Annotated in this window: 24 protein-coding genes and 1 tRNA gene; 9 read left to right on the forward strand and 16 right to left on the reverse strand. The window is 45.1% G+C overall.

Annotation, left to right across the window (positions count from 1 at the left end):
• Positions 1 to 7: 7 nt before the first annotated feature.
• The gene (locus ACLWBD_RS09555) at positions 8 to 1,615 is read right to left on the reverse strand and encodes a peptide chain release factor 3 (RefSeq protein ID WP_063207878.1); all 1,608 of its coding nucleotides are present in this window, start codon (positions 1,613 to 1,615) and stop codon (positions 8 to 10) included.
• Positions 1,616 to 1,872: 257 nt separating this feature from the next.
• Between ACLWBD_RS09555 and ACLWBD_RS09560 the strand changes: the two genes are divergently transcribed.
• A complete protein-coding gene (locus ACLWBD_RS09560; RefSeq protein ID WP_413568025.1) occupies positions 1,873 to 2,910 on the forward strand; it encodes a rhodanese-related sulfurtransferase in 1,038 nt (345 codons plus the stop codon).
• A 79-nt stretch (positions 2,911 to 2,989) separates the two neighbouring features.
• Complete coding sequence (locus ACLWBD_RS09565; RefSeq protein WP_413568026.1) at positions 2,990 to 3,403, forward strand: hypothetical protein; 414 nt, start codon at positions 2,990 to 2,992, stop codon at positions 3,401 to 3,403.
• Positions 3,404 to 3,417: 14 nt separating this feature from the next.
• On the opposite strand, the gene ACLWBD_RS09570 is transcribed toward ACLWBD_RS09565, so the two are convergent.
• From ACLWBD_RS09570 to ACLWBD_RS09580, 3 genes are all read right to left on the reverse strand, one after another.
• Positions 3,418 to 4,206: a siderophore-interacting protein gene (locus ACLWBD_RS09570; protein WP_413568027.1), complete on the reverse strand. Its 789-nt coding sequence runs from the start codon at positions 4,204 to 4,206 to the stop codon at positions 3,418 to 3,420.
• 3 nt (positions 4,207 to 4,209) lie between these two features.
• On the reverse strand, positions 4,210 to 4,812 hold the full coding sequence (locus tag ACLWBD_RS09575) for a PadR family transcriptional regulator (protein WP_063206988.1): 603 nt from the start codon (positions 4,810 to 4,812) through the stop codon (positions 4,210 to 4,212).
• 136 nt (positions 4,813 to 4,948) lie between these two features.
• Positions 4,949 to 5,719: an SDR family NAD(P)-dependent oxidoreductase gene (locus tag ACLWBD_RS09580; RefSeq protein WP_413568028.1), complete on the reverse strand. Its 771-nt coding sequence runs from the start codon at positions 5,717 to 5,719 to the stop codon at positions 4,949 to 4,951.
• 125 nt (positions 5,720 to 5,844) lie between these two features.
• On the opposite strand from ACLWBD_RS09580, the gene ACLWBD_RS09585 reads away from it, so the two are divergent.
• Positions 5,845 to 6,039 carry a hypothetical protein gene (locus tag ACLWBD_RS09585; protein WP_063206983.1) on the forward strand — a complete coding sequence of 65 codons (195 nt, stop codon included), beginning with the start codon at positions 5,845 to 5,847 and terminating at the stop codon, positions 6,037 to 6,039.
• Positions 6,040 to 6,121: 82 nt separating this feature from the next.
• Here the strand turns inward: ACLWBD_RS09585 and ACLWBD_RS09590 are convergent, their stop codons facing one another.
• From ACLWBD_RS09590 to ACLWBD_RS09600, 3 genes are all read right to left on the reverse strand, one after another.
• Positions 6,122 to 8,071 (reverse strand): methionine--tRNA ligase, encoded by a 1,950-nt coding sequence (locus ACLWBD_RS09590; protein WP_063206980.1) that lies wholly within the window; start codon positions 8,069 to 8,071, stop codon positions 6,122 to 6,124.
• Between the two features lie 60 nt (positions 8,072 to 8,131).
• Positions 8,132 to 11,302, reverse strand: coding sequence for a PAS domain S-box protein (locus tag ACLWBD_RS09595; protein WP_413568029.1), 3,171 nt, complete (start codon positions 11,300 to 11,302; stop codon positions 8,132 to 8,134).
• Positions 11,303 to 11,503: 201 nt separating this feature from the next.
• Positions 11,504 to 11,580, reverse strand: a tRNA-Met gene (locus tag ACLWBD_RS09600).
• A 143-nt stretch (positions 11,581 to 11,723) separates the two neighbouring features.
• Here ACLWBD_RS09600 and ACLWBD_RS09605 point away from each other — a divergent pair.
• Together ACLWBD_RS09605 and ACLWBD_RS09610 are read left to right on the forward strand one after the other, a co-directional pair.
• Positions 11,724 to 12,689: a hypothetical protein gene (locus tag ACLWBD_RS09605; protein ID WP_413568030.1), complete on the forward strand. Its 966-nt coding sequence runs from the start codon at positions 11,724 to 11,726 to the stop codon at positions 12,687 to 12,689.
• A 310-nt stretch (positions 12,690 to 12,999) separates the two neighbouring features.
• Positions 13,000 to 14,661 carry a methyl-accepting chemotaxis protein gene (locus ACLWBD_RS09610; protein WP_413568031.1) on the forward strand — a complete coding sequence of 554 codons (1,662 nt, stop codon included), beginning with the start codon at positions 13,000 to 13,002 and terminating at the stop codon, positions 14,659 to 14,661.
• Positions 14,662 to 14,708: 47 nt separating this feature from the next.
• Here ACLWBD_RS09610 and ACLWBD_RS09615 read toward each other — a convergent pair whose 3' ends face one another.
• From ACLWBD_RS09615 to ACLWBD_RS09630, 4 genes are all read right to left on the reverse strand, one after another.
• Entirely contained in the window at positions 14,709 to 14,966 is a 258-nt protein-coding gene (locus ACLWBD_RS09615; RefSeq protein ID WP_063206966.1) for a DUF2945 domain-containing protein, read from the reverse strand.
• Between the two features lie 74 nt (positions 14,967 to 15,040).
• A complete protein-coding gene (locus ACLWBD_RS09620; protein ID WP_063206963.1) occupies positions 15,041 to 15,349 on the reverse strand; it encodes a hypothetical protein in 309 nt (102 codons plus the stop codon).
• Entirely contained in the window at positions 15,346 to 16,293 is a 948-nt protein-coding gene (locus ACLWBD_RS09625) for a hypothetical protein (protein WP_413568032.1), read from the reverse strand. Before ACLWBD_RS09625 ends, ACLWBD_RS09620 begins: the two co-directional genes overlap by 4 nt.
• 6 nt (positions 16,294 to 16,299) lie before the next feature.
• Positions 16,300 to 16,545 (reverse strand): Smr/MutS family protein, encoded by a 246-nt coding sequence (locus ACLWBD_RS09630; protein WP_063206957.1) that lies wholly within the window; start codon positions 16,543 to 16,545, stop codon positions 16,300 to 16,302.
• A 146-nt stretch (positions 16,546 to 16,691) separates the two neighbouring features.
• On the opposite strand from ACLWBD_RS09630, the gene ACLWBD_RS09635 reads away from it, so the two are divergent.
• Positions 16,692 to 16,874, forward strand: a complete 183-nt coding sequence (locus ACLWBD_RS09635; protein WP_063206954.1) for a hypothetical protein — start codon at positions 16,692 to 16,694, stop codon at positions 16,872 to 16,874.
• Here the strand turns inward: ACLWBD_RS09635 and ACLWBD_RS09640 are convergent.
• Positions 16,871 to 17,731: a helix-turn-helix domain-containing protein gene (locus tag ACLWBD_RS09640; protein ID WP_063206951.1), complete on the reverse strand. Its 861-nt coding sequence runs from the start codon at positions 17,729 to 17,731 to the stop codon at positions 16,871 to 16,873. The two genes, ACLWBD_RS09635 and ACLWBD_RS09640, sit on opposite strands and share 4 nt — an antisense overlap.
• A gap of 101 nt (positions 17,732 to 17,832) precedes the next feature.
• Between ACLWBD_RS09640 and ACLWBD_RS09645 the strand changes: the two genes are divergently transcribed.
• Together ACLWBD_RS09645 and lon are read left to right on the forward strand one after the other, a co-directional pair.
• Entirely contained in the window at positions 17,833 to 18,720 is an 888-nt protein-coding gene (locus ACLWBD_RS09645) for a 3'-5' exonuclease (protein WP_413568033.1), read from the forward strand.
• A 206-nt stretch (positions 18,721 to 18,926) separates the two neighbouring features.
• On the forward strand, positions 18,927 to 21,302 hold the full coding sequence (gene lon / locus ACLWBD_RS09650) for an endopeptidase La (protein ID WP_063206945.1): 2,376 nt from the start codon (positions 18,927 to 18,929) through the stop codon (positions 21,300 to 21,302).
• Between the two features lie 16 nt (positions 21,303 to 21,318).
• On the opposite strand, the gene ACLWBD_RS09655 is transcribed toward lon, so the two are convergent.
• Complete coding sequence (locus tag ACLWBD_RS09655; protein WP_413568034.1) at positions 21,319 to 21,867, reverse strand: OmpA family protein; 549 nt, start codon at positions 21,865 to 21,867, stop codon at positions 21,319 to 21,321.
• Positions 21,868 to 21,996: 129 nt separating this feature from the next.
• Positions 21,997 to 23,394, reverse strand: a complete 1,398-nt coding sequence (locus ACLWBD_RS09660) for a sigma-54-dependent transcriptional regulator (protein ID WP_063206939.1) — start codon at positions 23,392 to 23,394, stop codon at positions 21,997 to 21,999.
• A 293-nt stretch (positions 23,395 to 23,687) separates the two neighbouring features.
• Here ACLWBD_RS09660 and ACLWBD_RS09665 point away from each other — a divergent pair, with 293 nt between their 5' ends.
• A complete protein-coding gene (locus ACLWBD_RS09665; protein WP_063206936.1) occupies positions 23,688 to 23,933 on the forward strand; it encodes a GlsB/YeaQ/YmgE family stress response membrane protein in 246 nt (81 codons plus the stop codon).
• Here ACLWBD_RS09665 and ACLWBD_RS09670 read toward each other — a convergent pair.
• Positions 23,917 to 24,210, reverse strand: a complete 294-nt coding sequence (locus ACLWBD_RS09670) for an Hpt domain-containing protein (protein ID WP_413568035.1) — start codon at positions 24,208 to 24,210, stop codon at positions 23,917 to 23,919. The two genes, ACLWBD_RS09665 and ACLWBD_RS09670, sit on opposite strands and share 17 nt — an antisense overlap.
• A complete protein-coding gene (locus ACLWBD_RS09675) occupies positions 24,207 to 26,915 on the reverse strand; it encodes a CHASE domain-containing protein (protein ID WP_413568036.1) in 2,709 nt (902 codons plus the stop codon). The genes ACLWBD_RS09670 and ACLWBD_RS09675 overlap by 4 nt, the downstream gene beginning before the upstream one ends.
• Positions 26,916 to 26,929: the final 14 nt, after the last annotated feature.

Here is a 26,929-nt window from a genome sequence, read left to right on the forward strand (position 1 = left end):
CTTGCCCCTAACGTGCTCGTGTGATGCTGGTGTGGAATTCCACGCTTGGGTTTTCACGCTTTAACCAGTTTAGATCCCACTCCTGATTTACAAGGACCACTGGATTTTCTTGAAGATCGCGGAACATATTGGCGCCACCTTTCAATTCAGCGACGGGCTTTCCGTCCTCTGTTCTTGGCCAGCGAGCGACTCCGTAAGGAAGACGATTCAGCTTCACTTCCAAATTGTATTCATCCTGCAAACGACGAAGCAGAACTTCGAATTGAAGTTCACCGACGGCACCGATGATAGGATCTTGAGGACCTACCAAAGGATCAATGAACAATTGGATGGCGCCTTCTTCAGACAAATGATTCAAAGCCTCTTGCATCTTTTGACGTTTCAAGGCATCGCGCACGGAAAGACGACCGAACAGCTCGGGAGCAAATTTTGGAATGTCCTCGAAGTGAACTTTTCCGGAGGCATACACGCAGTCACCAATGGCGAAGTTTCCAGTGTCACCAACACCGACGATATCACCAGCATAAGCGTCGTCCACGGTCTCTTTGTCTGCCGCGATAAATTGGCTGGCATAAGAAAGGCGCAGCTCCTTGTCATGACGAGAGTGCTTTACTTTCATGCCGCGCTCAAACTTACCGGAGCAAATACGAATGAAGGCGATGCGGTCACGGTGACGCTTATCCATATTGGCTTGAATTTTAAATACGAACCCCGTGAAGTTCGCATCACAAGGGTCCATCTCTTTATCGTCTTTTGTGTGACGAGGTTGAGGGCCCGGAGCGTACTTTGTGAAGAACTGCAGGAATGTATCCACCCCGAAGTTCTGTTTTGCAGAACCGAAAGTCACCGGAGAAATCGTTCCATTTAAAAACTCATTCACGTCAAAGGGTGGAAGTGCCCCTTCGATCAGTTCCAACTCGTCAATCACTTGGTCTGCAGACTCTTTATCAAGATAGTCATAAAGAATTTGATCGTCTTTGCCTTTTTCAAATGGAATGATTTTGTAGTCTTCCACTTCTTCACGACGTTGATCGTAAACCCAGATTTCCTTTGTCAGGCGATTATAGATCCCGCGGAAACGTTGACCGATCCCCAAGGGCCAGGTCACCGGGTAACATTGCATGTTCAATGTTTTTTCAACTTCGTCGATGAGAGTCAGAGGATCTTTACCTTCACGGTCCAACTTGTTAACGAAAGTAAAAATAGGAATTTTACGAAGACGACAAACCTCGTAAAGCTTTTTAGTACGTTCTTCCACACCCTTTGCCACGTCAATCAACATGCAGGCTGAATCCACCGCCATCAAAACGCGATACGTATCTTCAGAGAAGTCTTTATGGCCCGGAGTATCCAGCAAGTTCACTCGCAACGAATTGTAATCAAAGGTCATCACTGAAGACGTGATTGAGATCCCTTTTTCTCTTTCCATGGCCATCCAGTCGGATGTCACCGCTTTGGTTCCTTGTTTTCCCTTCACCTCACCTGTTTCATGGATGACTCCACCGTGATAGAGAAGTTTTTCGGTCAACGTTGTCTTACCAGCATCGGGATGCGAGATGATCGCAAACGTGCGGCGGCGTTGAATTTCTTTTTGAACCTGAGGTGTGGCTAACATAGAAAGCATCCTGTCTAAAAGACTCATTTTTACGAGGAAAAGCTTTAGGTTACAAGCATTTAGCGCAGCGCCACCATGAAGCATTTCGAGGATTTTTTGGGAAAACAGCCAATTTTAGGAATTTCATTCAAATCTGGGTGGATTTTAGAGGTTTTGAGCCTCCACCCCTTGCGCATTCCAACACTTTTCCCTTATAACCTCGTTGAACTACAACTCCGATGGGTTTGGAGCCCTTTTAGGACAATTGAGGTGAAATTATGACTGCTACGTCGAAGCATTATGTTACGACTTTCTATAAGTTTTTAAAACTTTCTGATGTTCCCGCTGTACAAAAAGATCTCGAAAACAAAGCTGATGAGCTGAACGTTAAGGGCTTAGTGATTTTAGGCACTGAGGGCTTTAACTCTACAATTTCTGCAAGCTCTGTCGAATCTTTTGAAGCTTGGAAGCAGTTCATTCGTGAATACTTCAATGCGCCGCAATTGTTCTTTAAAGATTCCGAGTCACACAAAGCTCCTTTCCGCCGATTCAAAGTGAAAATCCGTGAAGAGATCGTGACAACCGGCATTCCGGAAGTGATGCCTCCAGAGGGAAAGAATCATCATTTGACTCCCGCAGAGTGGAATCAAGTTATGAAGGAAGAAAAAGATTTTGTGATGATCGATACTCGCAATTGGTACGAGTATAAGATTGGAACTTTCAAAGGGGCTTTGAATCCAGATATTGAAAAGTTCACGGATTTCCCTCAGTACATTGAAGAACAAGGTATTCCTAAAGATAAAAAGATGCTGATCTTTTGCACTGGTGGTATCCGCTGTGAAAAAGGAATTTTAGAACTTCAAAAGCAAGGTTATGACAATGTTTTCCAATTGGAAGGCGGCATCATCAACTACATGAAGGAATATCCGAACGATCAATTCGAAGGCGAATGTTTTGTTTTCGATCACCGCGTGGCTTTAGATCAAAACCTTCAGCCATCGACAAAGTACGGTCTTTGCCCTCACTGCGGTCAACCTTCTGAAATCAAGATTGAATGCAAACGCTGTGATTCCGAAGAGCTTATTTGCGTGGATTGCGCAGAAGTCGAATTTAAAAAAGACACCTGCTCTAAAAACTGCGCTCACCAATACAAACTTCACCCTGGCAAAAAAGGTCCAAAACAAATCGTACCTTTTGAAATTGAAAAATTAAAAGCCGAAGGGGCCGACAAGATTCCAACTATCCGTGTCTCTAAAACGAAGGTTGTGACGGTAAACGCCAAGGGTGAATCTGTCACCGTCAGCGATAAGAACTAGGGGTCTGCCGGGTTTCCGGCACCCTCTATTTTTTTTATTCTTTTTCTTGTATTATAGCTGCATTGAAAGGTGGTTTCCTATGAAATCAATTCTATTAACTGTGCTTTCTTTTTTAACTATTTCATCTGTACAAGCTGAAGCCTCAGAGCTTTTACATGAGACTCCACGAACTTCTTCTGTTCAAGCTTATGTCCTTGGAAACTATCAAATCACCTCTAGGCAGTTTAACGGTCCAGACCTTGCTGTAGAAATTCAAATTCTTAATTCAAGAACACGTGAAGTCGTTACACATGCATTTGTTCAAGATCAGCGCCCCTTGGAAATCAGTATTACACAAAATGGCGGCGAATATATCCGTGGACGATTCACGCTAGTGCAAGACACTTCTAAAGTATATTTGTACGCGGACCTTTCAAGCGGTTCCACACCACAACCGCAGTATACGGTGCAAGGAATTATAGCTTACTGGAATCAAACCGATAATTCGAACTGATTGCAGAGCTATAGTTATAATAAGATTTTCCAATAGCCCGTCGCTTTGATCCATTCCTCTTGAGCGCCTTTTGTATGAAGAAGAAACTCTTTCAATTCAAAGGCGCAAGATTTTTCTAAAGCCACCCAAGCAAAGTAGTCCCCGGCTGGAAACCTCATTCTTTCCAACTGTGTCTTTAAGCGTTCGCTTTTTCCAGGAGCGTCCCCTTTTCTGAAAATCCAGAAGACTTCTACCAGACCTTCATGAACGAAATCTATTTTGTCTGACTCGTTTTCCACCTCAACGATAAGTAAAGATCTAGAATTCTTCGGCAACTCTTGCAATCGACGGGCAAACGATGGAATTGCCGACTCATCACCAATCATCAGGTACCAATCAAAATTATACGGAACAATCTTAGAACCCCTAGGGCCGCCCACCGTCAGAGTTTGCCCGATACGAGCCTGTTCCGCCCATTGGGATCCCGGGCCACTTCCGTGCAGAAAGAATTCAATATCTAATTCTTTTGCCTCGCTATCATAGCGGCGAGGAGTGTAGTCGCGCATGATGGCGGGTCGACTGCCTTCAGGAACTTTGAGTCCCTCCGGCGTCATAACTGGCAATACCGGAGTTTCTTCGCCCGGATAAGGGAAAAATACTTTCACATGATCGTCGGGAGATAAAGATGTGAAGTCAGCAAGCTCTTCACCGGAAAAAGTAATTCGTTTCAAATGAGGTGCAATCTGCTGAATATTTTTAACCTTCAGAGTGCGCATCTTTACGGGATGCATGACTGTTTTCAATTCTCTTTCATTTGATGACATACGCTATCCTTTGATTTTTCTAATCTCTTCCACAGCGCGATCAATAACGTCAGCCACTTTTTGCTTTTGCTCTTTTGTTGCTTCAGTAAATGAGAATAGTTCGGCCTTCAAACGGTGCATAGAACCGCGAATCGAAGAGCGTTCTGATTTTGCTTTGGCAATCTCTTCAACTTCATCGCGCCCTATCCAGTGCTTGAGACGAGACATTCTTTCCCCGACCATTTCAAATCGCTGAAGAATCATATTTAAGAAATCACGATTTTCCTCTAGAAGAATTTTTCCTTCTGCGGTGATCGTATAAAGTTTTTTATTTTGCTCTGTCGTTGCGGTTGCAAATCCGCCTTCTTCCAGAAAAGTCAGTGTCGGATAGATGGAACCTGGACTGGGAGAATAAGCACCCGACGAAAGCTCTTCTAAAGCTTTGATAATTTCATAACCATGCCTTGGCTTTTCTTCTAAGAGAGACAGGATCACATAGCGAAGATCTCCGTGCCCTAAGAGCCTTCCCATCTTTTCTTCCATACCGTGATGGTGATGTGGATGATGTTGATGGTGGGAATGAGAGTGTCGACCGAAGCGAAAACCGCCTTTACCATGTCCGCGCATAAGGACCTCCTTGAATTGCGTCTGGATTACGTAATATCTTTCGATATATCGAATTAAAATATAAATCCGATATATCGAAATAGCAAGGAGGTTTTCATTAAATTCTTAAGTTATGGATTTGATTGAACTTTTGTTATTACGAAATTCCTAAAAAAGATCCTCCCGAAGCTTCAATTCGCTGTCCAGATATCCATCGAGCTTCCTCCGAAGCTACGAAAGCTACGACATCCGCGATATCTTGAGGCTCCCCGACTCTGCCTAACGCTGATAAAGACTCCATGAACTTACGACTTTCAGGGTGACCTAAGGCCTCGGCGTTCATTTCTGTATTAATCACCCCCGGAGCTACGGAGTTCACCGTGATTTGCTGAGGTCCTAATTTTTTCGCCAGAAATAATGTCAGTACATCCACCGCCCCCTTCGTCATCGAGTAAGCGCCTACTGAAGAACTGGCCATACGAGTGACAATGGAGGTGATGTTGATGATGCGTCCTCCACGCTTCATCCTTTGACAGGCTTTTTGCGCTACAAGAAACGGAGATTTGATATTGATGGCGTGCAAAGCATCAAGTTGCGCTTCAGTAGTCGTTTCAAAATCTTGGATCATTCCGATCCCCGCATTGTTCACTAAAATATCGAGATGGACTTTGCCCTCGCGGACGGCGATCTTGTCTATCTGGGAAAACAGGTTTTCGACCGCCTCTGATTTTTTAAAGTCAGCAGAAACCAAAACGCCATCACCGCCCTTTTGCTGAATTTCTTTTAAAGTTTGTTCAGCCTCGACTTTATTACTTCCATAATGAACAATGACAAAAGCTCCTTCCGAAGCAAGCCGCAAAGAAATAGCTTTTCCAATACCGCGGCTGCCACCGGTGACCAATGCGATTTTACCGTTGAGTGATTTCATTCCATCTCCTTTTTAAACAAAAGATAGACTGCTTTGGACAATGACACTGGCTGAAAGCGGTCCTGATCCCCGGGTTCAGTTGAATTTCCTAGGAAGCTCAAGTTTAATAGAGACAAGAGGTTGATATGGATGAACGTGACTTTGAAGGAACGTTGGTTTTAGAGCAAATGGCTTCTATTAATAAACTAGATGAATTCTTTGAGGCTATTGACTCCGATGACACCCAAGAAGCCGTACGCCTTATGAAAAAAGCGCGAGTCGATGCGCAGACTATCGCAATAGTCGTAAGAAAAATGCGCGAAGCCGATGGCAAACACTGATTCCACTCATCATTATCGTCGATAGATAAAAAAGACCTCCTAAAAGTAGGAGGTCTTTTTGCTAATATATGGTCAGAAAAGATTAAGTGGCCTCGGAAGATTCTTCGGCAACGGCGGGGAAGTACACCCCTTTGGCATTGATCGCGTGACCTGCCGGGATGCCTGTCCCTAATTCTTCGGCGCGCAGAACAGATTCTGGCAAGTTGAGCGATTTACGAAGCTCGTTCACCGTTTCTGGAACAAAAGGGGCCAGCATAATCATCAAGTTCTTCAAAACATAGAAGCACGTGAAAAGAGCGTCTTTTCTTCCCGTCTCTTCCGCGCGGTCATCATGAGGCTTGTGCTGAGAGAACAACGAGTTGATCAAACGCGCGTAGTTCTCAATCTGACCTAACAAAGTGGAGTAGTCTCCCTTTTGCATCGAGCGAAGATAAAGCTGTACCAGCTTCAATGTTTCCGCTTCCGCTTTTCCGATCAACTTACCTTCCGGTACTTTTCCGTCGAATTTGGAATTGCACGCAGAAATCGGCTTTTCGAAGGCGGCGTTCATCGGCCCTGCTAAGAATTTATTTCTTTCGGCAAAGTGCTCGAAATCAAAATTCGAGGCCTTCACTGGCAAGCTTAACATCGCTAAGAAATAACGAATTTGATCTGGAGAATAGCCCATCTCTAACAACTGATCCCCAGTGTAGAAATTGCCCTTCGACTTACTCATCTTTTCGCCGTTCACCATCAAATGGAAAACGCTCAGGATTTCTGTCATCTGTAAGTCGCCCTTCTTCGGCAACTCTTGAGGTTGATCTTTGTGGCCCAGCCACATAGATCCTTGCATAATCACGTAGAAGAAAACGTTGTCTTGTCCTAGGAACTGAACAACTGTCGCCTCAGGATCACACCAGAATTCTTTATAAAGATCCTTACCTCTGCCGGATTTTTCCAACGCCACTTGTGTGAACACGATCGGTGCAATCAAAGAATCCGGCCATACATAAAGAGTTTTTCCCTTCATGTCAGGATCAAGCTCCGCAGGAACCGGAATCCCCCAGGAGACGTCGCGAGTGATGGGGCGATAACCCCACTTATCTGTCACAAAAGAAGGGATGCCCGCAGCTTCGAGGATCTCTTGGGCTTTTGCTAGATCTGCTTTCGTATCAAAAAGACATTCCACTTTTTTCCCAGGAACATAACGAGATTTATGCTTCGGCAAAGTATCTTTGATCTCTTTGTATTTTGGTTCATGCACATTTTCAAAACGACAGCCGATCAAAACAGTATTGATCACTTCTTGCACCACAGCAGAACGCCAGGATTTTTGTTTAGTCTCGATCCAAGCTTTCAATGGATCTGCCACTTTCCACATGTCCAACCACCAGTGAGCCGTGTCCTTCAACTCGGGCTTTGCATCACTCAACTGACTGCGGGGATCTTTAAGCTGACTGGGATCAAAGGAACTTGCACACACATCGCATTCGTCCGAATAGGCTTCGGTGTTGCCACAGTTTGGACATGTTCCGCGAACGAAACGATCTTGCAAAAAGCGATTCATTTTTGGATCATACCACTGCTTTGTCACGCGCTTTTCAAGCAAGCCGTTCTTAAAAAGGCGGCGCAAGAAATCTTGCGAGTACTCTTCGTGCAAAGGATAAGTTTCTGGCCGAGAAGTCCCAGTGAAAATATCTGTCTGCACAGAATATTTTTTAAGAGTGTCTTTTTGCTGCTCATGAATTGTATCGATAAATTCACGAATCGTTTTACCTGCTTTAATCGCGGCAACTTCACTGGTAGAGCCGTGATCATCATTGCCGTTAACGAATAAAACATTTTCGGCCCCAATCAACATGCGCATCCAACGAGCGTAAATATCCGCGGGCACGTGCGCCCCCGCCAAGTGTCCAAGATGCAAAGGACCGTTGGCATACGGCATCCCCGCCGTGACGACAACCTTCTTTGGTTTTTTGAATTGGGCAAGAGCCGACTTCACATCTGTAGGAGGAGAGAATTTATTTTCGGGCTTTGAAGATCCTGGCTGCATATTAACCTCTAAAGGCCTTAATTTAGCTAAAATCCAGGGGTGATGCACCCTTTTTGTCGGTCATCTCGAAAATTTTTGGACGGCTTCGACCAAAGCTTTTTTATCGATGGGCTTTGTCAGATGTGCATTACATCCTGCTTCAATAGATTTCTTCACCTCTTCAGCCATGGCATGCGCTGTCAGCGCGACGATAGGGCCTGTGTAACCTCTGGAGCGCAGCTCCTTAGTGGCTCTAATTCCGTCTAACACCGGCATTTGTATATCCATTAAGATAATATCGAAGTCTCTTTGCAAAGCCAGCTCGACGGCCTCTGCACCATTATTAGCAAAAGCCACCGAAGCGCCTGCTTTTTCCAAGTATTTGCTGATCAAAATCTGATTGTCGATCACGTCTTCGGCAAGCAAGACCCTCACGTCTTCAAGTTCTGCGCGAGCTCCTCCGTCGTGTTTTATTTCAGGGATTGAGGGTGCCGAAGGACCTTCGGTATAGCTAAAAGGTTTTGCATCGATACGTACTACAAAGGTCGTCCCTACACCGACAATACTTTCTGCGACGTCAAGACTTCCGCCCAATGTTTCTGCAAGCCGACGCGAAAGTACAAGTCCCAGCCCTGTACCACCAAATTTACGAGTGATAGAGCCATCAGCTTGCGCAAAGGGTTTAAAAAGTTTTTTGAGATCTTCTTCTGAAATACCAATACCCGTATCACGCACTTCGAAAATCAGGTAGCGGAAGTCTTCAGCTTTCAGTGATACTAAGACCTCACCGACGGATGTGAATTTAATAGCATTCCCAATGAGGTTCACCAGAATTTGTCGCAACCTTCCAGGATCCGAAGTCGCCTCTGTGGGCACGCTGGCATCGACTTTAAGTCTTAATGAGACACCTTTTCTTTCGGCATTAACCCGCATGAACGACACCACATCAGACACGACGGCTACCGGCGAGAATCGCGACTTTTGAATGTCCAATCTTCCGGCTTCAATTTTAGAAATATCCAAAATATCGTCGATAAGACGAAGCAGAGCCCTGCCGCTGTTATCTATTCGCGAGATAGCATCGATTCTTTCAGCTTGAGTCAGCGTTGAATCTTTCAGGATTTCCGTAAATCCCAAAACAGCGGTCATTGGAGTTCTGATCTCGTGACTCATGTTCGCAAGAAATGCGGATTTGGAAGCGCTGGCGCGATCGGCGGCCTGTTTTGCCCTATGCAGTTCTTCTTCCAATTTTTTACGTTCCGTGATGTCTTCAATAACGGAAATATAATATTTCGCCTTTCCATCGACATCGCGAACGATGGACTTTGTCAGAATCACCCAGACATAAGAGCCATCTTTTCTAAGATAACGAATCTCCATCGAGAAGCTGTCGTATTTTCCGGCTCGCATTTCTTCTAGATGAGAAAGCTCGGTTTCGACATCCTCAGGATGGGTCATTTCTGTGCATGTCTTCTGTGATAGTTCCTCTGCAGAATACTGCAGAATTTCTGTCAGTCTAACATTTACCAGCTCCCAACGACTGGCGGTAGATATGCGCGCAATACCGGATGCGGCTTGCGCAAAAATAGCTCGAAAGTTTTCTTCGCGCTCTTCAAGTTCCGCTCGCAATCTGTTTCGTTCGGTCACATCAAAAAAAGTTCCGACGGCCCCACTGATTTTACCGTCATGAGTGAAGATAGGACCGGCACTGACGGAAAGATCAATGGTTTTACCGTCATGACGGATGTAACTCATGTCTTCGTCAATAATGGTTTCTCCGTATTTAAATGCACGAACCGTAGGGTAATCTTCCGCGCTATAAGGAGTGCCATCTTTATGAATGGCACCCATTTTCCCATATTGCTTGTAGTTGTCTGTGACTCGAGATTCATGACCCAGAATTTTTCGGGCTTGATCATTCATCATTATCATCTTACCCGAAGGGGCTTCGATGAAGGAAATCCCCATGGGAGCGCGATCCAATATGGCTTGCAGCTTCTGATTTGCCAGTTCCAGCTCTTTGCGCGACTCAACTTGTTCCGTTACGTCTTGTACGACGGCGAAGACACCTTTAACTTCTCCTCCAGATTCCTGAAAAGGATGATAGGAAAGGTTCACATACTGCGTTTTAAGATGACCATCCGGCTCTGGAAGAGTGAGAGGTATTTCTTTTCCAACAAAAGGTTGACCGGTTCTTACAACCTTATCCAAAAGAGGTATGAAGTGCCCAACCTCCTCATCCGTGAAAGCCTCAAGAACCGTTTTTCCGGCGACTTTGCGGCCGACGATTTTTTCATACGCTGGATTTGCCATGACAAACCTGTAGTCTGGCTCCATCACTAAAACCATCGCCACTGGAGCCTGCATCACAAGTTCGTTGAGCGTGTTTCTGGCCGCTTCGGCTTCCGATTTCACCCGATGTAGATTTTCCTGAGTGATCATCTTTTCTGTAAAATCACGTAAGACTTTAACGAAACCAATCAACTTCCCTTGCGAATCGCGCAGAGGATTCATGATGCCGGTGGCAAAAAAACGACTTTGATCCTTTCTGATATGCCAGCGATTGTCTTCAGCCATTCCTTCATCTGCGGCGGTCTTCATCTCTTTACGATCCCTGCCTTGCTCAAGGTCTTCGGGAATGAAAATTCGCGAGCCGCTGGTTCCCAAAACTTCATCGCTTTTCCAAAGGAAGAGGTTTTCAGCACCAGGGCTCCAGTAAACAACAACCCCCTCAGGGTCAGTGCAGATGATGGCATGGTCTTTCACGCCTTCAACAACCAGACGAAATTGTTCTTCGCTGATACGCAAATTTTCGCTGGCCTGCAAGGAAGCTTGGTTGCGACTTTGGACAAACTCCACCGCCCCTTTTCGTATGCCAACGCTGATCGCATCAAGAATTATGTCCCGTGTTTTCACATCGACGGATGTTTCAGCTTCTAATATTTCAAACAACACTTGTCGCAGAATTTGGTATTCATCAATGACCTGTGAAAGATCGTACTCAAGCTGCTCACTCCGCTTCTTTCCATGCTCTTTGGCCATACGGCTTTCTTCATCAAGAACATACCGTTGCGATTGGGGGTATTCTAAAGTTTTAGCCAGCTCATCCAAGAACTGCGGAAGAGAATTGCGCAAAGCTCGTGGCGCCAAGGGCCCCGCTGCTGGCAACAAGCTTCGACATCGTTCTTCCCATGTCTTTAGCACCAGCTCTTTAGATTTTTTTAGAACAGAGGCGAGTTCGCGTGTACTCATTCAATGCACCTTACAAGCTTTACCTCTAGCTTAGACCAAAGCTTTAACATGCCTAAAAAAAATGAGGCCTGCGAAATAAAAAGCACAGCTTGAGTATTGCAAAAGACAATGCAATCCCGACGATCAAAGAGGACGATGATGTTTAGCAAACCAGAGACTTAAAAATGGAAAAGGCCCGAAGGTTTACCTTCGAGCCTTTATTGGTTGCGGGGGCAGGATTTGAACCTACGGCCTTCGGGTTATGAGCCCGACGAGCTACCAGACTGCTCCACCCCGCGACAAGGAAGTTAAGGTATAGGTTGAAAGCGTCGCAGCGTCAACCCCTCATTATTAAAAGAATGAATATAACAGCCTGTATCATTTAGGCCTCATTGCTCGTGCCGTAAAAGCATGGTTGAACTCACTTTCAGAGGAGAATCTTATGAAACTCAAAAGTGTTCTCAAGACATTAGGAGCAAGTATTGCGATTCTAGCACTGGTATTCGTCGGTCTAGGTGTGTGGGGACTTTCAAAATTGCCTTCTATCTTTGAGATTCGACAAGGACTCACTCCTCCTGCTTTAAAGAAAACTGCCGCGAAAACAAGCACAACCAGTCCCCTCTCTGCCATCGACGAATCACAAAACAAGATAACCTCCACGCCGGCGAAGATAGAAAATGTGCCAGATCAACCTCGCTCTTCTCAGGAAGCTTTAGCAGACGACACCGCGAAGGTTCTTTTAGAAGACTTTACCGACTCACGAAAACCACTTATCGAAACTTGTCACAACTTGGAAAAAGCTTCCGACAGTCATCTTCTTCGTGATCCCACGAATGCGAATGCAAAAACTTTTTTTCACAGCTTAGCTCAAGGTGAAAAAGATCCGTTAGTGGAATCTGCGGCGCCTATTCTTCGCTATGTTTTTCGAGCGCCGGGTATGTCTGCGGCCGTTGATATGATCATGAAGTCGGAAGAACAAAATGATCCGTCACTTTTAAAAAAGGCCGAGTTCTATTACGAGATTTATCGCGCCGGAGGCTTCTTAAAAGAAAATACGCGCGCCATGGACGACATTCTTCAGAAGTCATACAACCTGCATTACCTCGCACGCGCCGTCGCGCAGAAACCTGAATTGGCTCGCGATTCTGCAACACGCACATTTTGTGAGCAGATGGAAAAAACGATCAATCAAGGTGATTCCTACAACGCTGATGAAGCTGCAAAAGAAATGCAAAACTTTTTTGAGTCCGCCGGGATTGACGCCAAGAAATTGGGCTATGATCCTCTTTATCGCTCGAAAGTAAACATGAACGTTTCGAATTCACAGGTGCGCCTGAATGATGCCTGGGTTTTAAGATTGTTCGCTCGCGATATTGAAAAGGCCCAGCAAGATCCGACGCAAAATTAAATCTAAAACACACTCTTCTGTCATTGTTACGAAAACATGACAAATCTCTTCAAAGTGTTTCGCCGTGAGACAGCATTGTAGTTGCCTTAACACATTCTTATTACGACACTGTCTCATTCTGAGAAACCGTTTCAGGTTGATTCGACATTGTTTCTGAAACTTCATACACTCTGTGCATGTTCGTTTCAGAACGAAACACTTTTCCTTTATCGCAGTTAAGTTTCGGTTAAGAAAATTCAAGTACCCGCAAAAGTACTCCGAACTAATTCATGTCCAACAAAAGTTTTGAAGTCTTGAAAGGAACGTTGTCATGGGCGCTCAAAATGGATTTTTAAGTACATGGTTTCGAGGAATTAAAGGTCGCTTGCTGATCGCTGCATTTTTTCCGCTGATCGCTTTTGGCCTTTTAGGTGGCGTCGCCTACAATAGTTTGCGCGACATTGTTAAACTTTTAGATCAAAATACAGACATTATAGTTCCCGCTTTTGATAATTTAGGTGAGATGCGCCAGTCTCGAAATAAGTTTCTATATAATGTATGGGCTTCGATGGCGACAGAGAACCCTGAACTTCGTACGAAATTCATCAAAGGTGCGTCGGACTCTATCGAGGAGTTCCAAGCGGCGGAAAAGCTTTACACCGAATCGACATTGTCCGATGAAGAAAAGAAAATGCTTGAGCCGATTCAGCAGATTCTTCCGGGTTATTACGCAAACATTAAACAAGTCCTCACGCTAGTTCAGTCCAACGACCCAGCGAAAATCGCCGAGGCAAAACGTCTTCTTGAAGGTCCCATCGGAAAAGACGGTGCCGTGATTCGTATTTGGAACCGTGACCTAGCGAAGGTCTTTAGAAAAGTCGCAGAAGAGTCTGCTGCTTCTGCGGAATTAACCGAAAAGAAATCCTTCCGTACTCTTATTGGTATCACCGCTATCGCGGGTCTGGCTATCTTTGCCGTTCTTCTATTTATAGGTTCAAGAATTGCCAATGCGGTAGGAGTTATCTCTAACAAAATCAATGAAGCCAATAAGAATGTTGTCGCTTCTGTGGACCAATTGAGCCAAGCCGGCAACAGTCTTTCCCAATCCTCAACGTCTGCCGCGGCCTCCTTAGAAGAAACTGTCGCCTCACTTGAAGAACTCACATCCATGGTGAAGATGAACTCAGACAATGCAAAACAAGCAGCGTCACTTTCAGCTTCTTCGCGCGAAACTGCGGAAAAAGGCGAGCAAGAAATCCAAGCTCTGATCCTTTCCATGCAGAAAATCTCTCAGTCGTCTAAAAAAATTGAAGAGATTATTTCTGTTATCGATGACATTGCTTTTCAGACGAACTTACTAGCCCTCAATGCCGCCGTTGAAGCGGCTCGTGCCGGCGAACAAGGTAAAGGCTTTGCGGTTGTCGCTGAAGCCGTGCGTTCCCTTGCCCAAAGAAGTGCGGCGGCAGCTAAAGACATCACCTCTTTAATCAAAGATTCGGTGACACAAGTTGAGGAAGGAAGTCGTATCGCAGATAATAGCGGTGCGGTTCTAAGTAACATCACAAATTCAGTTAAAAAAGTCGCAGACCTCAACAATGAAATCTCGGTAGCAAGCACTGAGCAAACAACGGGCATACAACAAATCAGCAAAGCGATGAATCAACTGGATCAGTCTTCGCAAGGTAACGCCGCTTCGGCAGAAGAAATTGCTGCAACCACGGTCGAGATCAATGGCCTGGCTCAGTCAACGCAAGATCTTCTTGGAAATCTTCAAGGAGTCATCTTTGGAGGTTCGCAAGAGCCAGAGGCAAATTTAAAAAGTTTTCAACCGAAGGCGGTCGCCGTCGTCCCCGCCAAAAAGGCGGCCGTTCTTCGCAGTAACAATGTTTTGAAATTTAAAACGCCCGCTAAGGCCACCCGCGCCGAGGCGACAATCCCCTTCGATGAGGATCAGGAAATCCGTGCTAAGGTCGGCACGACAGAGGGTTTCTAGATCTAACTTGTTCCAGAGTGCGAAAAGCGCTCTGGAACACCTCTTTTTTACCTAAACATTTTCGGGCCGTTTTTAGATTCTGCTTTTACTGAAGATTTTCGAAGTTCCGTCTCGAGCTTTAAAGCTTGATTGCCTTTATCCGACTCAACCAGGTACGCAGGTTTCTCGTCGCTGCCATGCCGAGTGATTTTCTTACCTTTGATGGTTTTCGTGACCGACTCTTTAAAAACATCGACGACCACACCGTGAACCGTACTTCCCGCCCAGGACCATTCAACTTTAGAGTTTTTGCGAAAATGCGCCATTGATTCTCCGTCATCTAATATGACAGTATTACACTTCAAAAAATTAAAGCGGAAACGCTTCTGTAAAAAAGCAATTAGAAATCTTGAAGATTCAAAATTTCTTTGCAGATGTCCATTTGCTTTTCGATCTCTGCCAAGGCTTTTTCCAAACGAAGTTGATCTCTGTCATCTATTTCAGTTTCCATAGCGGCTAAGACAATCGCATGCTTCTTTAACCAAGCCCCTTGACGAGAAGCATAGTTTTCTGGCACTCCCGAGCGCAAAGCCGCCAACCGTGCATCGCGATCTTTAAAATATTCGACGATGAACTTCAAGGTCTCAAGGGTCAGAATTTTTCTATGGGCTTTTAATCGGGAAGAAAATCCCACTTGTCTGATTCTCATGATCCCTCTCCCAGAAAATAATCCAAAATCCTTTGTGCGATTACGAATTCCTCTTCAAAGTCCAAGGGGTCTTCGGGAAGATAGTGCACGTCTTCTTTAGAATTTTTATGATACAAGAACAGTTGCTCTTGAGCTTGCTTCCAGTATCTTTTTTGCCATTGAAGATTCGTATTTAAGGTGAAGAGCTCGCTTAGCTCTAATCCGCGCTCTACGGCATCTTTATTGATTTTCTTTTGACCTGGCAGTACATAATCCAAAGCTTTCGGAATGTCTTCGTGATGAGCTAATTCCAAAGCTAAATAGCTGACATACATCACAGCAAGAAGATAGCGGCGATACTGATCTAAAGATTTTTTCGACCAGGAATCAGCTCCGGCAGGGCGATAGATACTTTTTAAACGCTCAAACGCCTCTGAATATTTCGGCCCGATCTGATCCCCCAAAATTAAATCTAAAGTGATCACCAGGCTTTCTGCAAAATTTAAATAACGACAGAAATCACGCTGTTCTTCGGGAGCGCGAGGCAAAAGGTTCCAAAGAATGCGATGATTCTGCTCGTGATAAAGAGAAATCTGGTTGAAAGCGGTCATCCCACTCACCAGAACTTCCGGGTCATAAACCTCTTGCCAGTGATCTTTAAACCACGCCATCTCTGAAGCAAGCGGACTGAACTGCAATTCGTTCTTAAATAAATCGGGGGAACTTAAAGACCGCATGGTCGAGCACACGCTGGGAACAAAAACCCCGCCTTGCTTCAAAAAAAGCTTTCGGCTGTTCCGATATATGGGACTGATTGATAAAAGCTGTTCATCGAAGGGATACTCACCCACTGCCTGCTTCGCCGCTTTTTTATTTACAGCTATAGAGGAAAGAAGTGTCACGTCATGAAGAAAATCTTGAACTTCTTTTGTGGGCCCTCGGCCTTTTTTATTTGTTTTTTTCATTTGCAACTACTCAAGAAAAATAACCAGACAACCTTCATTTTGTTTTCCATTGGGAAGACGCTCGTACTGCCACGGATATCCCGCCATCTTAAGATATTTGATAGCAACGGATTGAACGACCCCAGACCCTTTACCAGTCATAATCCGAGCGCGTTTTAAATTAGAGTTGGATAGTTTCATTAAAAATGCGTCAATCGCATCTTCGACTTCATCTGATTTAAAACCATGCAAATCCAATAAATCTTTAGCCATAAAGCATCCTCGACCCTATTGAAACAAGAATCAGACGCAAAAGATAGGAGGAAAATCCGGGGTTTCAGGAAAAAAGTGCTAGTGAAACAGAGATTTATCCATAGCCAAAAATGACCGGTAGATATATGATAAGAGCTGAGGTTTTTATGAGCACTGGTTTTGTTATTATGGGAAGCATTGCTATCGTGGTTATCAGCGTCCTTGCTTACGCTGTCTTGGCCGTATTTTTTCCAGAATGGGTTGGCATCACTGGTAAAGTGGCGTTAGATGCGGAACAAAGCCACAACGAAGGGGCCCAAGCTAAAGCGCACCCTATGGACAAATTCTAGTTTCCTTTTTTCTTTTGCGCTTCCTCACGAAACAAGGAAGCGTTCATCTGCAAATTCTGCCTTAAGAATCGACTGAAATAATTGGGATCCTCAAAGCCCAACGCATAGCCGATGTCCGCCACGGGAGTTGCGGAATAAGCCAGCATTCGCTTTGCCTCTAACAAACACCTTTCCGCAATAATTTCTTTCGCGGACCGATGAAGCTTTTGCTGAAGGACGGCTGACAACTGCTTTGGCGTAATTTTTAATTCTTTGGCGTAAAAAGAAAGGCCATGCTCCTTCTTAAAGTGAAGTTCCACCAAGTCTTTGAATTTATCGGCGATTCCGCCATGAAAAGAAACACCTTCCCCTTGCGAACGAAGGGCGTGAATCAGCAACAAACCCACATGGTTTTGCAGACTCGCTTCGTAATACGACGGACGCTTTTCATACTCATCAAGCATGATTTCCAGTTTGTTTTTCCAAATCAGAAATTCTGATTTTGCAAACTTCCAGACGTCAGGCAAAGCCAAGGCCTTCGGAACTAGATCCAGCAAAAAGGAATTTTTCGGCAAAGACTCTTCGGTGAATTCGACAATGAAGCCTTGTGAATCGGCGGATAATTTCCAGGAATGCACTTGCCCCGGTTTCATCATAAAAACTTGCGGTGCTCTCACGGCGTGACGTTTAAAATCAATCTCATGCCATCCACGTCCTGCGGACACCACGAGCAGCTGAAAGTAATCGTGTCGATGCGGAAACGGAACGCGAGGCTCCAAACGTTCTTCCAGGCGCTCAACACGGATATCACCGCGCCGTGCAAGCTGATTTCCAAGTTCTTCTAAAGGGACAGGTTTAGACAGATTCTTTTTAGGCATACGGAAAGAGAATAAAACTTTGTTTTCGCTCTGGGCAATGAATATTGAGAAGCCCGGGAAAATGTGCCAAACTTTGAGGACCCTATTTCGAGGAGAATTTCGTGGCATTTCGTTGGATTGGTAAGTCAGAGGATGGAAACACTGTCACTCTTAAGCGTCTTGAAGGTTGTCCAGCACAAACTCCCCTGTATGCGACTCCAGAATGGGCTAAAAATAATAGCGATGTTGTTCGCGTCGGCATCGTCCTCGATGTAGAAACCACGGGTTTAAATCAGGCTGAAGATAGCATTATTGAAATTGGCTTGCGTCAATTTTTGTTCAATCGAAATTCCGGCGAGATTTTAACTTTGGGTAAATCCTATTCCAGCTTTCAAGATCCAGGAAAACCCATCACTCCAGAAATCACCGAGCTCACCGGCATCACTGACGAGATGGTGGCCGGGCAGAATATTGATTGGACGCAAGTGAATGCACTTCTGGAAGAGGCTTCCGTCATCATCGCCCACAATGCACGCTTTGATCGTCCGTTCATTGATCGCAAATCTAAAATTTCTGCCGAAAGAGTTTGGGCCTGTTCGTTGAAACAAATTGATTGGAGCAACAAAGGCTTTACGAGTTCAAAACTGGAACTGCTTAATATCTATCACGGGTTCTTTACCGATTCCCATCGCGCGATCAATGATGTTGATGCTTTACTCTATCTGCTAAGCTTATCAGATTCAAAAAGCCATAAGCCTTATTTGGCTGAATTGTTGAGCAACGCCCGTCGACCGATGGCCCACGTCATTGCGAGTTCAGCTCCCTTTGAGTCGAAAGACCATCTCAAAGGTCGAGGTTATAGCTGGGATAGTACAAATCGTTTCTGGTCCAAAATAATTTTCAAGGACGAGGTCGCGTCTGAGACGGCCTGGCTTGAAGAGATTGTTTACTGCGGGCCCTTTGCCGGACTGACTCGCGATATCGCCTTGGTGGACGGATTTAAATCTTAAGCACCTTTTGTTTTATTGCAGGGAGAGCAAAAGCCCCCTTCATTCCAACCGCACAATGTTAAACTAAGAGTGTCGAGAACATTCCTGGGCTAAACTGCGGAGTTCTCAGTTTTCTGTAAGAAATTGGGACCTCCGACTTGACGAAATTTATATCGTGCTCATGTTTGTTACAATTAACCCTTTTGGGGTTGGAAAAGAGGTCCTCGATGTCTTACGTCTCAGGTTTTATCCCCGTGATCCCATTGAAGAATTCTGTGTTGTTTCCCGACATCAGCATGCCGCTTCGAGTAGGTAGAGAAAAAAGCATATCTGCCCTGCAAAAAGCTCTTCGTGAAAATCACTGGGTAGTCCTTCTAACACAAAAAAGTCCCCACGATAACGTGGAGAAAATGGAAGATCTTTATCAAGTGGGAACACTTGCTAAGGTGGAATCCTTCCGTATGGATGAAGATGGAAGCTACAATATCTTCGTGAAAGCGCATCAGCGAGTTCGCGTCGTGCAAAGCCGTGATCAGGAAGGTTTTTTTGAAGTGCAGAGTGAAAGCGTTGAAGACGTTGGCACGATGGATAAAAAAACAGAAGAAGCTTTGCTATCCAGCCTTCGTCTTTTAAGTGATGAATTATTAGATCTTCTTCCCGGCAACACACGTCAAGTGAAAGACATGCTGACCGAAATTGAAGATCTGGCCACGCTCACCAATATGTGTGCTGCGTATGCCGATATCGCCATCGCGGAAAAACAAGAAATTTTGCAAATCAATGTCCTTCGCGACCGAACGTTAAAACTTTTAGATCGCCTGCAAGAACTTAAAGAGCGCCTAAAAATTCAACGCGGAATTCGCGACAAGCTCAACGAAAACTTCCAGCAAACGCAAAAGGAAACAATTTTGCGCGAGCAAATGCGCGTGATCCGTGAAGAGCTTGGCGAAGGTGAAGGCGAAGATATGTACGCCAAATTCAAAGAGCGTATTGAAAAAGCCGGAATGACTGCCGAGGCACTGGAATTGGCACGCAGTCAGTTGAAGCGTCTTGAGACGATCAATTCCGCTTCACCTGAACACCAGATGATTCGCACGCATTTGGAATTAATGTTGGATCTGCCGTGGAGCAAATCTTCTCCTGAAAAAGAAATTGACCTGGAAGAGGCGGAAAAGATTCTGAATGAAGACCATTATGGTCTAGAGAAAATTAAAAACCGCATCTTGCAACATCTAGCCGTGATGAAGTTGCGTAAAACTCATCAAGGTTCGATCTTGCTGTTCATTGGACCTCCAGGAGTAGGTAAAACTTCGTTAGGAAAAAGTATTGCTCGCGCTCTAGGCAAAAAATACGTTCGCGTCAGCTTAGGTGGCGTTCGCGATGATGCGGAGATTCGCGGTCATCGTCGCACTTACATTGGCGCCCTGCCCGGTCGAATTATTGCCGGAATTAAAAAAGCCGGCGAAAACGATCCTGTCTTCATTCTAGATGAGATCGATAAATTGACTCGCGGCTTTGGCGGCGACCCGGCGGCAGCTATGCTGGAAGTTTTAGATCCAGAGCAAAACAACACCTTCCAAGATCACTATTTAGATACGCCGTTTGACTTATCTAAAGTGTTCTTTATTGCGACAGCCAACTCTTTAGAAGGCATTCCTTTGCCTCTTTTAGATCGCATGGAAGTCGTTGATCTTACGGGTTACACTTTGGACGAGAAAAAACAGATTGCGCTTAAATACCTTTGGCCAAAACAACTTCGCGAGCACGGCTTAAGTGAGGAATCACTGAAGATCACCGATGATGCCATGGTGAAGTTATTAACTCACTACACACGTGAGGCCGGTGTTCGAGATCTGCAAAGAAAAATAGCGACGATCTGTAAGTTCATGAGTTTGAAGCTTGTGAAATCACCAGATAAAACTTTGACCGTGAATGTGAAAGATCTTGAAGAGATCTTGGGCGCTGAAAGATTCTCATCCGATATGATTGAAAGTCTTTTACCGCCTGGCGTGGTGACGGGCCTTGCTTGGACCCCTGTGGGTGGTGACATCCTCTTTGTCGAGTCAGCCTCCATGCCGGGTTCAGGGCAATTGCTATTAACAGGTCAATTAGGCGAGGTGATGCAAGAATCGGCTAAGATCGCTCTGAGTTTATTGAAGTCACGATTGGTTCTTATGGACCCATTGATGGATTTCAGTAAAAAAGACGTGCACGTCCATGTGCCAGCGGGTGCTATCCCCAAAGATGGACCTTCTGCGGGCGTCACAATGCTGACCTCGATAGCGTCTTTGTTATTGAATAAACCCGTCGATCCAAAGCTAGCCATGACCGGCGAGATTTCATTACGAGGAAGCGTCATGCCTGTGGGTGGTATTAAAGAGAAAGTGATAGCAGCACACCGTGCGGGCGTGCGAGAGATCATCATGTGTACTAAGAACGAAAAAGATCTTCGTGAAATCCCCGAAGAAATTCGTCGCAGTATTCAATTCCACTTTGTCGATGACGTGAACGATGTTTTGAAAGTCGCTTTGGGAGTGGATCTTCCACGCTGGAACAAGTTTCCTATCAAACCTTCGGGAACTCCCCTGCTGCCAGCAGGGTGAGTTCCGAGGATGAATTCTATTCTACAACAACTAACATCAGGGCCGTCGTCGAACGGCCCATTTCTTCGAAAAAGCCGCGCTTATTCTGTGTAGGCGCGGCTCCTGTCGCTTCGGCGGACGTCTTCACTTCATAGTCATCGGTTTTGAAAAACTCGCTTAATTTTGAGGGACGCTCGGCCATGTTGTGGATATCCACGGAAGGAACCTTCAGGTCTTCTTGAAGATATTTTTTGATAGCTTCAGCACGGGCTTTGGCCAATTCAATTTGTTTTGGTGAAGCCTTTTTTTCTTTCTTATCTGGGTACTCACGATCCCCCCAGGCAAGAACTTTGATCGACTTGATCTCTTGGGTTTCTCTGATTGTCGTTACAAAAGCTTGCATCTCGGCTTTTTCGGTTGCAGTTAAAACTTTCGCACCCGGATCAAAGAACACCGGTGCGACATTCGACGCTCCCACCATTTTCGCCGTGGCCATTTCGGTGTCCGGCTGTTGCGCCTCCACAAACAAAGCGACAAGTGTGATCGGCAGCAAAATCGGTAAAAGGAAGCGAACAATTGACATCATGCTTTACTCTCCTTGTTAGCACGAAGGATGAGTTTGCAATGTGTGAACCAGTTTAAGAATGGATAAAAGCCAGCTAGAGAGACTTCGCGAGGCAGAATTCCCCTCGCGAAGGGGAATTCTGATTCATGATTAAGTCGTTTCGATTTCTTGCAATTTGCGATACAGAGTTTTCCGATCGATACCCAAGGCCTTCGCCGTCATTTCTTTTGCACGATTGTGTCTTTCATAAACGAACTGCACGTACTTCTTTTCAAGCTCATGCAATGAGGAAACTTCTTCACCAAAGCGGAAGATAAAAGCATTCTTTTTGTCGTCATCAACGATGGCCGAGCTTCCTGTCCCCTCGTCAAACAACGTCAAAGCACTTACGTCGATTTCAGGGCCTGTTGCCAAGACCACGGCGCGCTCAATCGTGTTTTCTAATTCGCGCACATTCCCGCGCCACGGATGAGTCAGCAAAAACTCTTTGGCATTCTTTTTAAAGCCCACGATTTGTGTGCCGTTCAAAGTGTTGAACTTCTTTAAGAAATGCTCAGCTAAAGGAATGATATCTTCTCTTCTTTCACGTAGAGGTGGAATTTTGATGGGAATTACATTTAGACGGAAGAATAAGTCTTCGCGGAAGCGCTTTTCTTGAACTTCTAGGCGCAAATCTTTGTGAGTCGCGGCAATCACGCGCACATCGACAGGACGAGCTTGGTTTTCGCCGACTCTTTTGATTTCTTTTTCTTGAAGCACACGCAATAGCTTCGCTTGTAAAGTGAGATTTAAGTCCCCGATTTCATCAAGGAACAAGGTGCCTCCGTCAGCTTCTTCAAAAAGTCCGGTTTTTTTATCGACCGCTCCGGTGAAGGCACCTTTGGCATGACCGAAAAGTTCTGACTCTAAAAGGTTTTCCGGAATTGCCGAGCAGTTGATGGCCACGAAAGGCTTTTTGTTACGAGGACTCCAGCGATGAATCGCTTTGGCGAAAACTTCTTTCCCCGTACCACTTTCACCTGTGATAGATACCGTCGAAGAACTTTTCGAAACTCGGCGTGCAAGATCCATGATTCGATGAATGCTTTCGCTTTTCCCGATGATACCTTCTGGATGAAGCCCCTTACTAATATCCAAAGTTTCTTTCAAAGTTTTATTTTCTGCACTGAGAATGTTGAACTTAAATGCCCGCTGAGCCGAAATCAATAGTTGCGGAAAATGCAATGGCTTCACGACAAAATCGTAAGCACCCGCTTCAATGGCCTCCACCGCCACGTCCACATCGTTTGATACGGTGATGAGGATAATGGGAGTTTGCACTCCTTCTGCGCGCAAACGTTTGATGAACTCCATCCCGTTTATCGTGGGTAAATTTAAATCCGTGATGATGGCATCAGGAGTGATCTTTTGAGCTACCACCTGTTGAAGCGCGGAGAGAGGGTTTTCTTCGTGAATCACCGTGATGTTTTTTTGGCGAAAATAAGCCGTGGCCAATTCTGCTAAATCTAGGTCGTCTTCGATCAGAAGAATTGTTTTATGCTTGTCCATGACTGCCTCCTGAATAGGTTATTCTTACCAAACTGGGGCATATCTCCGCAATATTTTTATGGCGTTTTGCCACATTAAGACGTTTATACTCTTTTATATCCTATATATTAGACTTCATTGATTTTCTGTAAGGAACCGCGTTTGCATAACAAATATGCGTCGGGGACATTGTCCCGGGCACTTTTAGACATATATAGTTCGTTGCTGGCAGTCCACGAGCAGCAACGATAAGCGGCCCCCCTGCCTTGCCATGTGAGGGGGGCCTTCCTAATTTCAGGAGAAAGGAGAACTGTATGCTTTCATCCATCATTCTGGGTTTTGCTGTAGGTATTGCCGCAAAGATACTGATGCCTGGAAAGGATCCCGGTGGCTGGATCATCACTTGTTTATTGGGCATTGCCGGAGGAACTGTCGCCCACATCCTGGGAACATCCGCAGGATATTATCGCGACTACGAACCTGTCGGATTCATTGCTGCCATCCTCGGCGCAATGTTCATTCTTTTTCTATATCGGATTTTAGTTAGACGGACGACGTAAGGTTTTGATTAAGTGATTCGAGACTGGCCTGCAACTCATCACACACATCTTTTAGTAAGTGCGGGTCTTTGACTTTTCCCGCCTCTTCCAAACGAGTTCCCAAATGACTTAGAGAAGGAAACTCAAAAGTTTTCGCGTTTCCTTTTATTTGGTGACCCACTTTTATTACGAACCCCCAGTCGGGCGCGTGGGCCATCTCTTGAATTTTTGCAAGCTCCGCTAGCCTGCGCGAAAGATATTTCTGCTTAGCATCCAAAGGCACAGTCATTCCACTCATGCTTCCGCCCGATGATTCAAATAGAAATACACCTCTTGAACCAAAAGTTCTCCCGAAACCGGTTTTGTGATTTGACCATTACACCCGGCGGCCAGGCAGCTTTGCACTTCTTCGTTGAGTGCATGCGCAGTCAAAGCAATCACAGGTTTCGTAAAGCCACGCTGACGAATGCGCTTCGTCGCTTCTTTACCATCCATCTTCGGAATTTGGATATCCATAAGTACGATATCGGGCTCCACTTTGAAGGCACTTTCAACGGCTTTTTCACCGTCGTCCGCAACAACAACATCAGCGCCCGCAGCCTTTAAAAAATGCTGAAAGATCTCTTGATTGTCTTCAGAATCCTCCACCAACAAAATGCGCACGTCTTTCAAAAGATTTTTTAAATCAAGACCATTCCAATCGATATCACGCACGGGTCCCTGCTCAACTTCTTCGAAGTCTTTCTTAACTGGTGTTTGACGCAGGTTCAGGAATTCCTTATTCACCCCTCGCAGAGGAACGCGCAGGCAAAAAGTAGATCCCTTACCCACGGACGAAGCCAAAAGAAAAAGCTCGCCACCCAAAAGCTCTGCCAAACGGCGCGACAAGGCCAAACCCAAACCAGTGCCGCCATACTTACGGGTCGTAGAAACATCGCCTTGCGAGAAAGGCTTAAAAAGATTTTCTCTGTTTCTTTCACTGATACCAATACCGCTATCCTGAATCTGGAACTCGAGGAATTCTTCCTGCATCTCGTTCACATAGGTCTTATAAAGAAGTTTTACGCTTCCATTTTCCGTGAACTTTATGGCATTGCCCACGACATTCACCAGAATTTGTTTTAAACGAATATCATCCGTGAAGAGATAGGTCGGAACATTCGAAAGCTTCGCCACGTTGAACTGAATTTTTTTGTCAGAGGCGCGAACTTCCATCACGGACTTCACTTCATGAATCAGGCTTTCCAGGTTCACTTGTGCCATTTCAAACTGCAGTTTTCCAGCTTCGACCTTTGAGATATCTAAAATATCATCAATAAGACGAGCGAGCTCTTTACCGTTGCGCTTCACACTTTTTACAATCTGCTTTTTTTCTTCCCCGTCGAGCTCATCATCAGCCAAAATTTCAGAGTAACCAACGATCACCCCCAGAGGGGTGCGGATTTCGTGACTCATGTTTGCCAAGAAGGAACTCTTCATAAAGTTCGCGTCTTCTGCTTTTCTTAATAAAATCGCTTTATCGTAGGACATCGCAAATTGCCCCACGATGCTTGCTAAGGCGTATTCTAAAACCTTCGAATCCACCAAGGTTTTAGGCCCCTTCACGATAATCAAGATCGAATTACTTTTACCTGATTCATGCAAAACCGAGCGCATCATGAAGTAAGGACTTTCACGCAGTCGCTCTTGCATCTCGGAACTAAAAAACGAAATCACCTTGCGCGAAGACTCTGTGTTAGAAGCCAAGGCAAAGACACCCTCTTTTAAGAAGCTGTCAAATTCGGCAGATAAATCCAAGAACTCTGGAAAGCTGTCGATGACTTTCTGAAAACGTTTTTCATAAGGTCCGCGATTTTCGCGAACAAAGACCACACAGTCTTCAATTTGAAAAACATCTTCCAAATGGTGACAGAATTTTTCAAAAAGGTCACTGCCTTCGATGGATGAAGAAATATCTGCAATTATAGCGTTCAAACGACGGAATAACGCCAACTCCTCGGATTTACTTTTGGAGATGAGCGCCAGGGAATCCTGATGTTTTTCGCTAAACTTCAAAAATTGTTGTGTCGACCATAATGCTAGAAAAATGACCGACAACATAATCAGCGTGACGAAGGCAAAAAGGATCGGCACATAACGCTCATACCAATTAAAGAAATGAGGCAACGGTTCAAAATGCAATTTCCACACTTTATCAAGAACCTGAATTTCACGATCTACGGAAATATCTGAGACCACCCGATCTTCTTCCTTGGCGGGGAAGCGCTCGTAAAGCGGCAAAGTTCGCCCCAGTTTACGGTCATAGATCTCGATTTTGTAGTTCACTTTTTCTTCGTAAAATTGAGGCGTCCCGAAAGCCCCATTAAAAAAGCGATTGATGCGAATCACCGAATAGGCAAAACCCAATAATGAATTTTTTGGTTCAGCTTCTCCTGTCGCATCTAAAACTTTTGAAACAGGAAGATAAACTAGGACTCCTTGGAGGACCTTTTGACCTTCGCTTTCATCAGAAAGCAGAACGACAGGGTCCGACATTGCTAGAGCATTGGATAATAACGCCTTATCCATCGCCGAGCGCCGTGTAAGATCCGAATACGGATCAAACCCTAAAGCTTTCTTATTTCTCCAATCATCAGGTTCAATCATTACGACCGATGTATAAAGAGAGCGCTCAGAATCTGGCCAAAATTTAAAATCTTTAACTCCCTGTTCACGCATCCTGCGTTCAAGCTCAGGGATCTCAGATCTATCTATTTTTTGCGCAAAACCAATACCTTGAAGTCCGGGAGAGCGCTTTAACAGTTCTGTCGATTCTATATAATCTTGGTACTGCTTCCCCGTTGGGACTCCACTTAACTGAATAAATGCGCGCGTATCTAACAAGGCCTGACCATAGGCTGAAAACTCTCGATGAATGGTCGAACTGACTTTTCCGATTTCAGATTCAAGACGTGCATTCCATTCTTTTTCCAAATGCACTTTCACGGTCCACCAACTGAGCAAGCTGACAGATATAA

This window comes from Bdellovibrio sp. HCB117, assembly GCF_047305915.1.
Lineage (GTDB): Bacteria > Bdellovibrionota > Bdellovibrionia > Bdellovibrionales > Bdellovibrionaceae > Bdellovibrio > Bdellovibrio bacteriovorus_B.